The organism is Mesorhizobium sp. WSM4976 (genome assembly GCF_029625685.1).
Taxonomy (GTDB): Bacteria; Pseudomonadota; Alphaproteobacteria; order Rhizobiales; family Rhizobiaceae; genus Mesorhizobium.
Genome location: NZ_JARTVT010000033.1, coordinates 32205 through 45407 on the forward strand (window position 1 = coordinate 32205; position 13203 = coordinate 45407).

The following is a 13203-nucleotide window of genomic DNA, read 5'->3' on the forward strand; positions in this document are numbered from 1 at the left end:
CCCCCCCCCCGCCCGCCCCCCCTATATAAAATAACCCCCCCGGCGGGGGGGGGGGCCCCCCCCCCCCCCCCCCTTATTTTCCCCCCCCCCCCCCCCCGGGGGGGGGGGTCCCCCCCCCCCCCAACGTTCCCGCAGGTAAGCAAAATTTCACCAAGCGCTGATAAAAGCCGCTTCCATGGATCGCAACAAGAACAACGACCTGTTTGTCCTGATGGCCGCGCTTGCCGCCATCGCGATCTACAACATTGCCTGCGGCATCAAGACAGGCGAGGTTCGGGGCAAGTTGCATTGGGTCGCGCTCTCGGATGATCCGACACGATTCTGGAACATCGTGGTCGGCAATTCGATCGTCCTGGTGGGCTCGATAGCCTTCCTATGCGTTCTGTGGGTTCTCAATTCCCGCAGACCGGGATGATCCGAGGCGGCGTTCTCGCCGCCCTCACACCGCGCGCGTAATGCCCCCATCCACGCGGATGTTCTGCCCGGTGATGTAGGCGGCCCCGTCCGAGGCCAGGAACGAGATCGTCGCGGCGATCTCCTCGGAGGTGCCGTAGCGCTTCATCGGCACGCTGTCGCGGCGCTCGTTCGTGGTCGGCAGGCTGTCGATCCAGCCGGGCAGCACATTGTTCATGCGGATGTTGTCGACCGCATAGGTGTCGGCGTAGATCTTGGTGAAGGCGGCAAGCCCGGCACGCGCCACGGCCGAGGTCGGGAACATCGGGCTCGGCTCGAACGCCCAGGCGGTCGAGATGTTGATGATGACTCCGGATTTCTGCTTCTGCATCACCGGCGTCACCAGCCGGGTCGGGCGCACGGCGTTGAGGAAATAGGTGTCGATGCCCTTGTGCCAGTCCTCGTCGCTGATCTCGATGATCTGCGCGCGCGGCCCGTGGCCGGCGCTGTTGACCAGCACGTCGATGCGGCCCCAGCGTTCCAGCGCGCGGTCGGTGAGGAGCTTCAGGTCGTCATTCGACTGGTTGGAGCCGGTGACGCCGAAGCCGCCAAGTTCCTTGCCCAGCGCCTCGCCCTTGCCGGAGGAGGAGAGCACTCCGACCTTGAAGCCGTCGGCCGCCAGGCGCCTGGCCGCCGCCGCCCCCATGCCGCTGCCGCCCGCCGTCACCAGAGCCACTTTTTCGCCTGCCATGTCGCTGTCCATTTGTTGAAATTGTTGAAAGCGAACCTGTTAGCATGCTGAGGCCAGGGGATGAACCGGATTGGATTGCGCCAGGGATGAACGCCTGGTTCCTCGCCCCCGTCGAAGCGGGCTACGGCATGCACACATCTTCTGTGGGGGCGCTGACTGATCGACCTGAGGCTTGATTGCCACGTGGTTCCCCCAGTCCGTCGCTGCTTCGCAGCGCCACCTTCCCCCCCCTCCGGAGGGAAAGGAAGGGAGCCTTGCTGGACGAGCGTTGACGGCAAAAGCCCTGGCGCCGTTCCTCTACCCCGTCGATCGGGGGAGAGGTGGCTCGGCGAAGCCGAGACGGAGTGGGGGTCGACCAGCACTGCGCTGGATAATGCATGCGCCAAGCCGCATGCAGACCATCGCCAAAGACCCGCCGCTTGGAAACATGCGCAATGCCATGCCGTAGCCACGTTCGTGGGGGCGGGGAAAGCAGCTCAAACCCTGAACACGCTCATCATCATCTTCGACACCCTCGCGCAGCGCCCCGGCTCCACATCGCCCGGCTTGAGCGGCACGCCCTTTCCCGGCGCCAACGCTGGCTCATACCAGCTCCGCAGCGCCTGGTCGGCGGCGCAATAGCCCCAGTTCACCAGGTCGACCGTTTCTTCGCTGCCCAGGAATGCAAGGAGGTGCCGATATCGGCCGGCGCGGTCGCGGCGGTCTGCACGAAATTTGGCTCGGTCGCGTCCGGCTTGCTGGCGATCGACCAGAAGACGCCGCGCGTCGCCGCATAATCGGGCCGGGTCGCGTCATCGGGCAGTCCGCGATCGTCGGCGTCCTTGGCCGCCTGGAAACGCGCCACCAGATCCCGGCGCCTGAGCGAGCGTACCTGGTTGTCGGTGGTGTCGAGCACGCGCTTCAACTGCGAGAACCAGTTCCAGTAACCCGCCTTCGAAGCCTGCCAGGGCGCGCCGGCGTCGCTCACCAGCAGCCAGCGGCAGCGCTTTAGCGCCGGCTCGATGCCGTGATTGTCGTAGACGCCGCCATCGGTGAGCACGGCGCGGGAAGGCGCCACCGGCAGGCCGACACTCGGGTCGAGCTTGTCGTTCTTCCACGCGAAGGGCGTGAGGTCGAGCCGGAGCGGCGACAGGAAAGGCGGGAAGGCCGACGAGGCGGCAACCGCGGTCGCGACCGGCAGGTCGGCCTGGTAGGCGACGCCGATGCGGTAGTCGGCGATGTAGCGCCGCGACAGGCGAAACAGCGAGCCGGTGCCGAGGTTGCTGGAGCAGAACACGAACCAGGGCTTTTCCGGCAGGCTTTTCAGCATCGGCCTGGAGCCGTCGAACAAATTCCGCTCGTAGCAGGCCGCGACCTCCCGCGCCGCGCTCGAAAACGGGTTCAACAGGCCTTTGAAGATAGACGGCGCGTCGAGGAAGACCTGCGAGAATTTCAATATACTGTCGAGATAGATATCGAAATTGGTGGCGACGCCGACCGCGAAGGTAAAGCGCGGCCAGATCACCGCCAAGAGCCCGGCCGCGATCGAGCCGCCCGAGACCGAGCTCACCATGTCGAGCTTTTGAAGCAGCCCCGCCTCGTTCAGGCGGCACAGAGCGCCGGCATGGAACAGCATGGCCCGGTAGCCGCCGCCCGACAGGCAGAGGCCGAGATCATAGCGCTCGGACTTGCCGTCATCCACGTCCCTTGCTGATCCGGCCGCAATCGGCTCCATTGCGCGCCCTCCGGCTCCGGCATCCTCGATGGTCAATCCAGCCCAGCGCCGGCCCTCTTGCAAGTGGGGGAACGCGTAACTTCACAGATTGGAATCGGCCACGGCCGCCGCGAAGATTATCCAAAGCGGTTGGCCGGCACGCCGCGCACGCCGGGTTTGAGCGCGAACAAGCCTCCTTCGGAGGGATTGGCGGCAAGATGGCCGGCGCTCATCGTGAAGCGCGCGGAGGTTACGAACAGCGTGTCGAGCCCGGCGCCGCCGAAGGCACAGCTCGTCGGCCAACTGCAGGGCAGTTCGTCGATCCCATCCAGCCTGCCGTCAGGCCCGATGCGGGCGAGGCAACTCCCGCCCACCACCCGGCAATTCCAGACATAACCCTGGGCGTCGAGACAGGAGCCGTCCGGCAGGCCGCGCTCGAAGCCTGTGAAGAAGGGCAAGCGTTCGGCGAGCCGGCTCGCCTTCCTCTCCCACCGATAGCTGTAGAGCGCATTCTTCATCGTGTCGGCTGTGACGAAGCGGCCATCGGGCAGCCACGCCATGGTATTGGTGATGCCGAAGCGGTCATCGCTGAGCGCCGTCACGGCACCCTTCGCATCGACACGATAAAGCCGGCCTTCATCGCCGGTGACGGCCACCGGCGCGTCGTCCGGACCGATATTGTTGGCCATCGTGCCGACCCAGAACGAGCCGTCGGGCGCCACGACGCCTTCGTTGAGCCGTGTGTCCGGCCTGTCCGGCTCGATCGTCGCGATCGTCCGGAACGGCCCGCCGAAATCCCAAAGTGCGATCTCCTTTCGCAATCCGACGATCGCGCCGCCATCCTGGCGCAGGCCGATCGAGGTCACCAGGTCCGGCGTGGGCCAGGTTTCATGGGCGCCGCTGACCGGATCGAGCAGGTGGATCCGGCGGCCGATGATGTCGACCCAAACCAGCCTGGAGCGGCGCTCGTCCCAGACCATGCTTTCGCCGACCACGTCGCGGGCATCGAGGATCAGGGTGGCTTGCGTTTTGTGCATGGCGCTTCTCTCGGGGAAATCGGCTTGACATATATCTTTCGGATAAATTATGAGCAATATGACATCAACCTGTCATACAGGTTTTTCCCGGGAGCCCCATGCAGGATTCGAAACAGACAGGCGACGAACCGAGCCCGGGGCTGGTCAGCACCGCGATCCAGGCGATCACCCAGCACATCCGCGCCGAAGGCCTCGCACCCGGCGATCTGCTGCCCAGCGAAGCCGCGATGACGCGTCAGCTCAATGTCTCCCGCACCGTCGTGCGCGAGGCCTTCCGCTCGCTGTCGGCGATGCGCCTGATCGACATGAGCGCCGGCCGCCGCGCCACCGTCGCCAAGCTCGACACGGGCGCCATGTCGATGGTCATCGAGCATGGCATCACCACCCAGCAGATCAGCGTCCAGCAGGTCTATGATGTCCGGCGGACCATCGAGATGCGCACGGTGGCGCTGGCCGCGCTTCGTCGCACCGACGCGGAGGCTGCCGCCATCGCGAGTTCCGCCAGGTTGATGCGCGAGAACTTCAGGCACCCTGAAATCGTCATGGAGCACGACATTGCCTTTCACGAGGCGATTGCTGGCGCATCGCACAACCCGGTCTTCTCGCTGATCGTCACCGCCTTCAGCGGCGTCACGCGACGCACCTGGGTGATCGGCTGGCGGACCCGCTCGACCGACGAGGACCAGCTCAAGATGATCAAGGGCCACGAGGATATCGCCGGGGCGATCCTCAAGGGCGATCCGAGGCTTGCGGCCGAGCACATGGCGCAGCATTTCGACAAGAGCGTCAAGGCGCTCCTCGACGCAGGCATAGCCTGAAATGGAGGTCGCCCGATGAGGATCCGCGCCATCGAAACCGTCCGCATCGAGGAGCGGCCCAATCTGCTCTGGGTCGAGGTCCATACCGATGAGGGCATTAGCGGGCTTGGCGAGACCTTCTTCCTGTCGCGCACGGTCGAGGAGTATCTTCACGAATATGTCGCGCCGCGGGTGATTGGCCGCGATCCGCTCGCGATCGACCTTCTGTCGGCCGATCTCGTCGGCTATCTCGGCTTCCGCTCCACCGGCGCGGAAGTGCGCGGCAACTCGGCCTTCGACATCGCGCTGTGGGATATCTTCGGCAAGGCCACCGGCCAGCCGGTCGCCCAACTGCTCGGCGGTTTCAGCCGCCGTTCCATCCGCACCTACAACACCTGCGCCGGCACCGACTACATCAAGGACGACAAGGGCCAGACGACTGCCAATTACGGAATCGGGGCGAAGCGGGAATACGACGACCTCAACGCCTTCCTGACCCGCGCCGGAGAGCTGGCCGAGGAATTGCTCGAGGACGGCATCACCGCCATGAAGATATGGCCGTTCGACCATGCTGCCGAGAAGACGCGCGGCAACGACATTTCCGCCGCCGACTTGAAGGCCGCGCTAGAGCCCTTTGAAAAGATTCGCAAAGCCGTCGGCGACAAGATGGACATCATGGTCGAGTTCCACTCGATGTGGCAGCTCCTGCCGGCCATGAAGATAGCGCAGGCGCTGAAGCCCTTCGCCACCTATTGGCACGAGGACCCTATCCGCATGGACAGCCTCGGCGATCTCAAGCGCTACGCCGCGGCAAGCCCCGCGCCGATCTCGGCCTCGGAGACGCTCGGCAGCCGCTGGGCTTTTCGCGACCTTTTGGAAACCGGAGCGGCCGGCATCGTCATGCTCGACATCTCCTGGTGCGGCGGCCTGTCCGAGGCGCGCAAGATCGCCGCGATGGCCGAGGCCTGGCGGCTGCCGGTGGCGCCGCATGACTGCACCGGTCCGGTCGTGCTCGCCGCCTCGACCCACCTGTCGCTCAATGCCCCCAACGCGGTCGTTCAGGAAAGTGTGCGCGCCTTCTACCGCGCCTGGTACCGCGATCTGGTGACGGCGCTGCCGGAGGTGAACGACGGCATGATCACCGTGCCGCCGGGGCCGGGGCTGGGGCTCGCGCTCAACCCCGATCTTGGCAAGGTCTACACCGTCCACCGCCGCGTCAGCGACAAGGCGGACATCTAGAAGATCCATAGGGAGGAATGACATGAAAAAACTGACTGCAATGCTTCTGCTCGGCGCGGCCCTGGTTGGCGGCCAGTCCGCAGCCCGTGCCGACGGTCTGAACATCGTCTTTACCCATCATTCGTCGGCCTCGAACACCTTTTGGCAGGCGGTGAAGAAAGGCTTCGACGATGCCTGCGGCAAGGTCGAGGCCACCTGCAACATGGTGTTCACCCAGACCGAGGGCTCGGTCGAGCAGCAGGTGGCCAATATGCGCGCCGCCCTTGCCGCCAAGCCCGATGCGCTGTTGACCTCGATTGTCGATGACCATGCATTCGACGATGTGATCAAGGAGGCGCGTGACGCCGGCGTTCTCGTCATCGCCGTCAATGTCGACGACACCGAAGGCGCCAAGGGTAATGCCCGCCAGGCCTTCGTCGGACAGGGCTTCAAACCCGCGGGCTATTCCCTCGCCAAGGCCATCTCCGAAAGCTTCCCGAAGGACGGCCCGATCAAGGTGCTGGTCGGCATTTCTGCTCCGGGACAGAACTGGTCGGAAAGCCGCGGCGCCGGCATCATGCAATTCCTCGAGGAATACAAGGCGGCGCACAAAGACCGCGACGTGTCGTGGGAGCGCATCGACAGCGGCACCGACCTCGCCATCACCTCCGACCGCGTCGGCGCCTATCTGAACGCGCATCCCGATACCACCGCCTATTTCGACACCGGCTTCTGGTGCGCAGGCGTGGCGCGGGTGCTGGCCGATCGCGGCGTAGCACCCGGCAAGGTCTTGCTCGGCGGTTTCGATCTCGTGCCCGAGGTCCTGCAGCAGATGCAGAAGGGCTACGTGCAGGCGCTCGTAGACCAGCAACCCTACATGCAGGGCTTCATGCCGGTGATGGAAGCCTACCTCAACAAGAAGATCGGTCTTGCTCCGTCGGATATCGACACCGGGCAGGGCATCGTGCGGCCGAAGGAGGCCGACAGCATCATGGCGCTGTCGGCGCAGGGAATGCGCTGAGCTTCGGCCGGAAGCGCTTTGCATCGGCGACGCCCGGCGCCGCCGATGCGCCCTGAAACCTAGCCACCCGGAGATCGTCGTTGAAGCGCCTGTTCAAGACATATCTCGAAAAGCCGGAACTGGCCGGATTGATCCTGCTGGTGCTGCTCGTCGTCCTGTTTCAGGTTCGCTCGCATGGCGTGTTCCTGAATGCCGACAACCTGCGCGGCATCCTCGGCATCTTGCCGGAGGCCGGCCTCGTCGCCATCGGCGTCACCATCCTGATGATCAGCGGCGAGTTCGACCTGTCGGTCGGCTCGGTTTTCGCACTGATGCCGATGACGATGGCCGTGCTTATGGTGCACGGCGCGCCGTTCCCGCTGGCGCTGCTTGCCGGCCTGCTCGTTTCGGCGGCCATCGGCTTCATCAACGGCTACGTCACCATCCGCTTTGCAATACCGAGCTTCATCACCACCCTCGGCATGCTGTTCATGGCGCGCTCGCTCACCGTTGTCGTCTCGGGCGGCTTTCCGCCGTTGCTGCCCGTCGACCTGCCCAACTGGCTCTTCACTTCCTTTGTCGGCCCGGGCAACATGTTCCGCATGTCGTTTCTGTGGTTCGTGGCGGTCGCGGTGCTCACCTCGCTGATGCTGTCGCGCACCAATTTCGGCAACTGGATCAAGGCTACCGGAGGCTTCATGCCGGCTGCCGCCGCCATGGGCATCCCGACCGCGAGGGTCAAGATCATCTGCTTCATGCTGTGTTCGGTGCTTTCAGGCTTCGCCGGCATGCTGCAGGTGCTGCGGCTGGGTTCGCCGCTGCCCTCCATCGGCGAGGGCATGGAATTGCAGGCGGTGGCGTCGGCCGTCATTGGCGGAGCATCGCTGCTGGGCGGCATCGGCACCGTGATGGGCGGCATAATCGGCACGACGCTGATCCGGGTCATCGACAACGGCCTCGTGCTCAGCCATGTCGACGCCAACTGGTTCAAGTTCGCCATCGGCTTTCTCACCATCTTCGCCGTCGTCGCCAATGCCTGGATGCGCAAGCGCGCCAAGGCCATCAAGATGGAGGGCTGAGCGATGAACGACGCCATTATCTCGGTGCGCGATCTCCACAAATGGTATTCCGGCGTCCACGCGCTGAAGGGAGTCACGCTCGCCTTCAAGCGCGGCGAGGCGCTCGGCCTTGTCGGCGACAACGGCGCAGGCAAGTCGACGCTGATCAACATCCTGTCCGGCGTCCACCGCGCCGACCAGGGCGAGATCCAGGTCGAGGGCAGGCCGGTCAGCATCGCCACGCCGCGCGATGCGATGGATCTCGGCATTGAGACGATCTACCAGTACAACTCCATGGTCCCCACCATGTCGATCGCCAGGAACCTGTTCATCGGCCGCGAGCCGACCCGTTTCTCGGTCCTCGGCGTCGGCATCCTCGACCAGAAGAAGATGGCCGAGGAAAGCATCCGCGCCATCGCCAATGTCGACCTGCATCTGCGCTCTCCCGACGCGCTCGTCGGCGAGCTGTCCGGCGGCCAGCGCCAGGGCGTCGCCATCGCGCGCGCCATGCATTTCAAGTCGAAGGTGATGATCCTCGACGAGCCAACCAACCATCTCTCGGTCAAGGAGACGAACAAGGTGATCGGCTTCGTGCGTGGCCTGAAGGAGCAGGGCGTCACCGGCGTCTTCATCAGCCACAACATGCACCACGTCTTCGACTGCTGCGACCGCATCGTGGCGATGGCGCGCGGCGAGGTGGTGCTGGACAAGCGCATCGAGGATACCTCGATCGAAGAAGTCCACGGTGTGTTGTGAGGGGTTTGGGCAATGAAAACGCTTGCCGGTCGTAAGGTGCTTTTGACGGGCGGGCTCGGTTCGCTGGGCCGGGCCCAGGCGGTGACGCTGGCGCGGGCCGGCGCGCGTGTGCTGCTGCTCGACCGCCCCGATGCCCCGAATGCGGTGGAGATCGTCGCCGGGCTAGCAGGTGAGGCCAGCGGCGACATCGCCTTCATTGGCTGTGACCTCAACCGGCTGGCCGAGGCGGAAGCGACGGTTGCCGCGCTGGCGGCAAAGGAAGGCGGCATCGACATCCTGATCAACAACGCCGCGCTGATCATCAACCGCCCATTCGAGGAGTTTTCGCTGACCGAGTACGAGGACCAGATTCGCGTCAACTCTTCCGCCGCGTTCGCGCTGGTCCGCGCCTGCGCGCCGGGCATGAAGGCGAAGGCCTATGGCAAGATCGTCAATTTCTGCTCGATCACGCTCAACGGCCGCTGGGACGGCTACGTGCCCTATGTCGCCTCGAAGGGCGCCATGCTTGGCCTCACCAAGTCGCTGGCGCGCGAGCTTGGGCCGCATGGCATCAGGGTCAACGCCGTCTCGCCGGGCGCGGTGGTCTCGGAGGCGGAAGAGCGCGTCTTCGGCGACCGGCTGAAAGAATACAATGACTGGATTCTCGCGAACCAAAGCTTGAAGAAGCGCATCGAGCCCGAGAATGTCGCCGAGCTTGTGCTGTTCCTCGTCTCGCCGGCTTCCGACATGATCAGTGGCCAGAACATCGCCATAGACGGCGGCTGGTGACCACGGGCGGCGGCATGGAACTCGGCGACGGCCACGCCCGCCTCGTGCTGGCGCCTGAAGAGGGGGCCGCGATCGCCCGCTACGACGCGCTCGTTCCCGGCCGCGCGCCAATTCCATTGCTGAGGGCAGGGGACGGCACCGGTACTTCCGGCTGCCAGCTGCTCGTGCCTTGGTCGAACCGCATCTCCAGCGGCGGCTTCACCTTCGAGGGTCGTTTTCATGCGGTCGAGCCTAACTTCCCGGGCGAGCCGTTTCCGATCCATGGCGACGGTTTCCAGAAGCCGTGGCGGGTTGCCGCGCACGGCGCCACCGAGGCCGAGCTGGTGCTTGATGAAGGCGCGATCGGGCCTTACCGCTACCGGGCCTGCGTCACCTATGTGCTTCGCGACGGCGCGCTTGAGGCGCGCTTGACCGTGGAGAATCGCGCCGGCATCCGCCTGCCTTACGGCCTCGGTTTCCATCCGTGGTTCCCGCGTAACGCCAGGACGATGCTGCGAGCCCGCGCCGAGCGCGTGTGGCTGGAGGACGCGCGCCATTTGCCGACGGGCGTAGCCTCGGTCGCCGAGCATCCGTGGTGGGATTTCTCACAGGCTTCGCTTCTGCCGGCCGACTGGGTGAACAACGCCTTCGTCGGCTGGGACCGGCGCGCGGCAATCAGGCAGCCGGAGCAGGGGATTGTGCTTGAACTGAGCGCCTCGCCGGAGCTCGATGTCTACATCCTCTATTCGCCGTCGCCCGACGCCGGCTTCTTCTGCTTCGAGCCGGTCTCGCACCCGGTCGACGCGCATCATGGCGAGGGGCTGACGGTGCTCGACGATGGAGAGACGATCAGCGCGACGATGCGCCTGGACTGGGCAGTGGTGGAGACGGATTGAGAGCCCCTACAATTCCTTCTCCGCCAGTTCCCTGAACCCGCCCGGCACCGAGCGCGGGCCTTCCAGCGCCACCGTGCCGTAGCCCACCGCTTCCTTGCCGAAGCGCTGGCGAATCTTGTCGATGGCGCGGTCGGCGCCGAAGCGGGCGAGGCCCTTGCGGCTGCCGGGCTTCCGCTTCTCATCCATCAGGCCGAGCGGCAGTTCGAGCTGCAGCTCGGCATGCTCCTCCAGATGCGAGACGGAGATGGCGAGCAGCGAGATGTCCCGCTCGCCCGGATGGGCGGCCAGCACGCCGCGCACCAGCTCCTCGGCGATCTCGGCCAGCATCGCTGTCGCCTGGATCGGCTGCTCCAGCGTCACCGAGCGGGTGACGGCGCGCAGATCGGCGAAGCGTACACGCACCGTCACGGTGCGGCCGGGCCGGTCCTTGGCGCGCAGGCGGCACGCCACGCGGTCGGCCAGATGCAGCAGTGTCGGCACGAAGACGCGCGGCACTGCGGGCTTCCTGCCCAGCGCCGATTGCGCGCCGGCGGAAATCGCGCGGCGACGTGTCTCGAGTTTGCGCGGGTCGCGGTTCCAGGCGAGCGCGGCGAGCTTCCGGCCGGCGGCGTGGCCGATCAGCCGCTCCAGCGCGCCGCTATGGGTGCGCGCCAGCTGTCCAATCGTCTCGACGCCGATTTCGGCGAGCCTGGCCTTGGTCGCCGGGCCGACGCCCCACATCAGCGTGACGGGCAGGTCGTGCAGGAAGGCGAGCTCGGTGCCGGGCTCGACCACCACCAGCCCGTCGGGTTTGGCCACCTGCGAGGCGATCTTGGCGAGATGCTTTGTTTGCGCCACGCCGATCGAGATCGGCAGGCCGAGCTCGTGCTTCACGCGCTCTCGGATTTTCCGCGCGATCTCCTGCGGCGGCCCGAACAGATGCGTGCAGCCGGCGACATCGGCGAAGGCCTCATCGATCGAGATGCGCTCGACCACCGGCGTGAAATCGTCGAGCACCTCGATCGCGGCGTCGCCGAGGCGCTGGTACTCGGAAAAATGGCCGCCGACGAAGATGAGTTGCGGGCAGAGCTCGCGCGCCTTGCGGCCGGGCATGCCGCCGCGCACGCCAAACACCTTGGCTTCATAGGAAGCCGCCAGCACCACGCCGCCGCCGACGGCGATTGGCTTGCCGCGCAGCGACGGATCGAGCAATTGCTCGACCGAGGCGTAGAAGGCGTCGAGATCGGCGTGCAGAATGGTGGCGGCCGCAGCGGTGTTCGTGGCGGCCATCGCGCGCTCCCATGGCGGTTTGTGTGGCATTGCAGCATTAGCTGCATCTTTTGTAAGGGGAATTTTGAGAACATAAAGAGAACAAAAGGAGCTCTCTGTCAAGCCGCCACGCTTGGGCGTGCAAGTTTCCACAACCTGAAGCCACACCCGCGGCTAGACGGCAGCTTGCACGATCAACCTGGAGGAGATCGTGCAAGCCTGACAGGAATGCCGCCCACGGGGGCCTGTTATCCGCTGCCGAAAAATGGGGGTGACCGTGTATGCTATGCCGGCTTGGCGTATTGTTCGGCGCTCAACACCTCGATGCACTGGAACGGCTGGTTGCCCTCCACCCAGGCGTCATGGCCGGGCGGGATGGTGTAGGAAGTGCCGGCCTCGAAGGTTTTTTGCGTGCCGTCGGTCATCCGCACGGTGATCGATCCGGACACGACATAGCCGACATGCGAGACCTGGCAGCTGTCGGTCTTGACCACCGGCTTGACGCATTCGGACCACTTCCAGCCCGGCTGCATGTTCATCCGCCCCAGCGTGTAGCCCGGCAGCCGCACGATTTCGACACGCGTCTTGGCGGGCGCGCGGACCTCGTCGGGATTGTTGTGCGATTTGGAGTCGAGTTTCGTCACCTTCACTGCAACTTCGCCCATGGCGTCCTCCCACGTGAAGCGGAGCCTGACGCGATCGTCGGCGACCGCTGTCTCTTTCGTACACCTTATTATGAGGAGATGCTAATATAATCGAGCGCTCCCCGGCGCTGAAGATCTTTCGAAGATTTTTTGGCGCCTTATCGGAAGTTATTGCGGAACTCCGTCGCCAGTGCTTTCCTGCTCTCGCGCTGGCACGGCGGTGGTTGAGGGACCCATCCGTTTTTCGCCCGACAGGGAGAATTCGATGCAACCCTCGGCAACAATCAAGGCGATATCGTCGCGGCCTCGTGCATCCCCCATCAGCATCATGCCGAACCTGCTCCAGCGCTGGCCGAGCGCCGTGCCGGTGCGACATGGCCGGTGAGAGGGAGAAGCCTTTGGGCGGGGACAATAGACAACCACCAGGAGGAAACCATGCTTGATCAAGCCGTCAAAACCTATTCGCGTCCGCCGGTCATGGCCGCTCGCCGCGGACCGCCGGTGCTTCGCCAATGCTGCGACAGCTACATCTGTCCGGTCTGCACGCAGGTCGTCGAGCTGACGGATTATCGCCAGGTTCTTTGGCACCAGCAGCCCGGCCATCAGCCGATGGACCTCGAGGCCTGAAATCTACCGTGAATGGGAGGAACAACGGCTGGAGCGGCCGGTCAAAGGCGGAAGCGTCAGTCGGCCAAGTCTTCTCTCCTTTCGCCGATTTTCGATGACCGGGCAGCGGCAGCCGAAAGCTATTATTCAGGCCCTCGGGCGACGGTCCGGGGCCTCGCTCGGACTGAAGTCTCATGCGTCGAACGCAGAGGCCCGAGGCATCGATTTTCAGGCAACAACAGCGGCATCAATGCATTTGGCTAGCAAGCCGCCGGACAAAGTCCCTTCATCGGCGGTCGACCACGGAGTGCCCATCATTCCTGCGATGTGATGGGCACTCCTTTCCCTCTGGAGACCCA

The 13203-nt window shown here is 64.9% G+C and carries 15 protein-coding genes; 9 read left to right on the forward strand and 6 right to left on the reverse strand.

What is annotated here, in order from left to right; genetic code table 11:
* Positions 1–175: 175 nt before the first annotated feature.
* Positions 176–415, forward strand: a complete 240-nt coding sequence (locus P9272_RS30480; RefSeq protein ID WP_112125362.1) for a hypothetical protein — start codon at positions 176–178, stop codon at positions 413–415.
* Positions 416–439: 24 nt separating this feature from the next.
* Here P9272_RS30480 and P9272_RS30485 read toward each other — a convergent pair whose 3' ends face one another.
* From P9272_RS30485 to P9272_RS30500, 4 genes are all read right to left on the reverse strand, one after another.
* Entirely contained in the window at positions 440–1144 is a 705-nt protein-coding gene (locus P9272_RS30485; RefSeq protein WP_128260725.1) for an SDR family oxidoreductase, read from the reverse strand.
* A 476-nt stretch (positions 1145–1620) separates the two neighbouring features.
* Positions 1621–1776, reverse strand: a complete 156-nt coding sequence (locus tag P9272_RS30490; protein ID WP_278163597.1) for a hypothetical protein — start codon at positions 1774–1776, stop codon at positions 1621–1623.
* Positions 1773–2858 carry a patatin-like phospholipase family protein gene (locus P9272_RS30495; RefSeq protein WP_278163598.1) on the reverse strand — a complete coding sequence of 362 codons (1086 nt, stop codon included), beginning with the start codon at positions 2856–2858 and terminating at the stop codon, positions 1773–1775. Before P9272_RS30495 ends, P9272_RS30490 begins: the two co-directional genes overlap by 4 nt.
* Positions 2859–2974: 116 nt before the next feature.
* Entirely contained in the window at positions 2975–3874 is a 900-nt protein-coding gene (locus tag P9272_RS30500) for an SMP-30/gluconolactonase/LRE family protein (RefSeq protein WP_278163600.1), read from the reverse strand.
* A 98-nt stretch (positions 3875–3972) separates the two neighbouring features.
* Between P9272_RS30500 and P9272_RS30505 the strand changes: the two genes are divergently transcribed.
* The 7 genes from P9272_RS30505 to P9272_RS30535 all read left to right on the forward strand — a co-directional run bounded on the left by P9272_RS30505 (position 3973) and on the right by P9272_RS30535 (position 10346).
* On the forward strand, positions 3973–4692 hold the full coding sequence (locus P9272_RS30505) for a FadR/GntR family transcriptional regulator (RefSeq protein ID WP_278163602.1): 720 nt from the start codon (positions 3973–3975) through the stop codon (positions 4690–4692).
* A 15-nt stretch (positions 4693–4707) separates the two neighbouring features.
* Positions 4708–5910, forward strand: coding sequence for a mandelate racemase/muconate lactonizing enzyme family protein (locus P9272_RS30510; protein WP_278163605.1), 1203 nt, complete (start codon positions 4708–4710; stop codon positions 5908–5910).
* 22 nt (positions 5911–5932) lie between these two features.
* Positions 5933–6910: a sugar ABC transporter substrate-binding protein gene (locus tag P9272_RS30515; protein WP_278163606.1), complete on the forward strand. Its 978-nt coding sequence runs from the start codon at positions 5933–5935 to the stop codon at positions 6908–6910.
* Between the two features lie 80 nt (positions 6911–6990).
* The gene (locus P9272_RS30520) at positions 6991–7968 is read left to right on the forward strand and encodes an ABC transporter permease (protein WP_278163608.1); all 978 of its coding nucleotides are present in this window, start codon (positions 6991–6993) and stop codon (positions 7966–7968) included.
* 3 nt (positions 7969–7971) lie between these two features.
* The gene (locus P9272_RS30525; RefSeq protein WP_128260718.1) at positions 7972–8703 is read left to right on the forward strand and encodes an ATP-binding cassette domain-containing protein; all 732 of its coding nucleotides are present in this window, start codon (positions 7972–7974) and stop codon (positions 8701–8703) included.
* 12 nt (positions 8704–8715) lie between these two features.
* Positions 8716–9471 carry an SDR family oxidoreductase gene (locus tag P9272_RS30530; RefSeq protein ID WP_128260717.1) on the forward strand — a complete coding sequence of 252 codons (756 nt, stop codon included), beginning with the start codon at positions 8716–8718 and terminating at the stop codon, positions 9469–9471.
* Entirely contained in the window at positions 9468–10346 is an 879-nt protein-coding gene (locus tag P9272_RS30535) for an aldose 1-epimerase (protein WP_278163611.1), read from the forward strand. The genes P9272_RS30530 and P9272_RS30535 overlap by 4 nt, the downstream gene beginning before the upstream one ends.
* A 6-nt stretch (positions 10347–10352) precedes the next feature.
* On the opposite strand, the gene dinB is transcribed toward P9272_RS30535, so the two are convergent.
* Together dinB and P9272_RS30545 are read right to left on the reverse strand one after the other, a co-directional pair.
* Positions 10353–11615, reverse strand: coding sequence for a DNA polymerase IV (gene dinB / locus P9272_RS30540; RefSeq protein ID WP_278163614.1), 1263 nt, complete (start codon positions 11613–11615; stop codon positions 10353–10355).
* A 263-nt stretch (positions 11616–11878) separates the two neighbouring features.
* The gene (locus tag P9272_RS30545) at positions 11879–12259 is read right to left on the reverse strand and encodes a cupin domain-containing protein (RefSeq protein WP_278163616.1); all 381 of its coding nucleotides are present in this window, start codon (positions 12257–12259) and stop codon (positions 11879–11881) included.
* A gap of 414 nt (positions 12260–12673) precedes the next feature.
* Here P9272_RS30545 and P9272_RS30550 point away from each other — a divergent pair, with 414 nt between their 5' ends.
* Positions 12674–12865, forward strand: a complete 192-nt coding sequence (locus P9272_RS30550) for a hypothetical protein (protein ID WP_278163618.1) — start codon at positions 12674–12676, stop codon at positions 12863–12865.
* The last annotated feature ends 338 nt before the right edge of the window (positions 12866–13203 follow it).

Excerpts from the sequence above, each read along its gene's own strand:
- P9272_RS30480 (WP_112125362.1), top strand. The coding sequence starts at position 176 with ATGGATCGCAACAAGAACAACGACCTGTTTGTCCTGATGGCCGCGCTT.
- P9272_RS30485 (WP_128260725.1), bottom strand. The coding sequence starts at position 1,144 with ATGGCAGGCGAAAAAGTGGCTCTGGTGACGGCGGGCGGCAGCGGCATG.
- P9272_RS30495 (WP_278163598.1), bottom strand. The coding sequence starts at position 2,858 with ATGGAGCCGATTGCGGCCGGATCAGCAAGGGACGTGGATGACGGCAAG.
- P9272_RS30500 (WP_278163600.1), bottom strand. The coding sequence starts at position 3,874 with ATGCACAAAACGCAAGCCACCCTGATCCTCGATGCCCGCGACGTGGTC.
- P9272_RS30505 (WP_278163602.1), top strand. The coding sequence starts at position 3,973 with ATGCAGGATTCGAAACAGACAGGCGACGAACCGAGCCCGGGGCTGGTC.
- P9272_RS30510 (WP_278163605.1), top strand. The coding sequence starts at position 4,708 with ATGAGGATCCGCGCCATCGAAACCGTCCGCATCGAGGAGCGGCCCAAT.
- P9272_RS30515 (WP_278163606.1), top strand. The coding sequence starts at position 5,933 with ATGAAAAAACTGACTGCAATGCTTCTGCTCGGCGCGGCCCTGGTTGGC.
- P9272_RS30525 (WP_128260718.1), top strand. The coding sequence starts at position 7,972 with ATGAACGACGCCATTATCTCGGTGCGCGATCTCCACAAATGGTATTCC.
- P9272_RS30530 (WP_128260717.1), top strand. The coding sequence starts at position 8,716 with ATGAAAACGCTTGCCGGTCGTAAGGTGCTTTTGACGGGCGGGCTCGGT.
- dinB (WP_278163614.1), bottom strand. The coding sequence starts at position 11,615 with ATGGCCGCCACGAACACCGCTGCGGCCGCCACCATTCTGCACGCCGAT.
- P9272_RS30545 (WP_278163616.1), bottom strand. The coding sequence starts at position 12,259 with ATGGGCGAAGTTGCAGTGAAGGTGACGAAACTCGACTCCAAATCGCAC.
- P9272_RS30550 (WP_278163618.1), top strand. The coding sequence starts at position 12,674 with ATGCTTGATCAAGCCGTCAAAACCTATTCGCGTCCGCCGGTCATGGCC.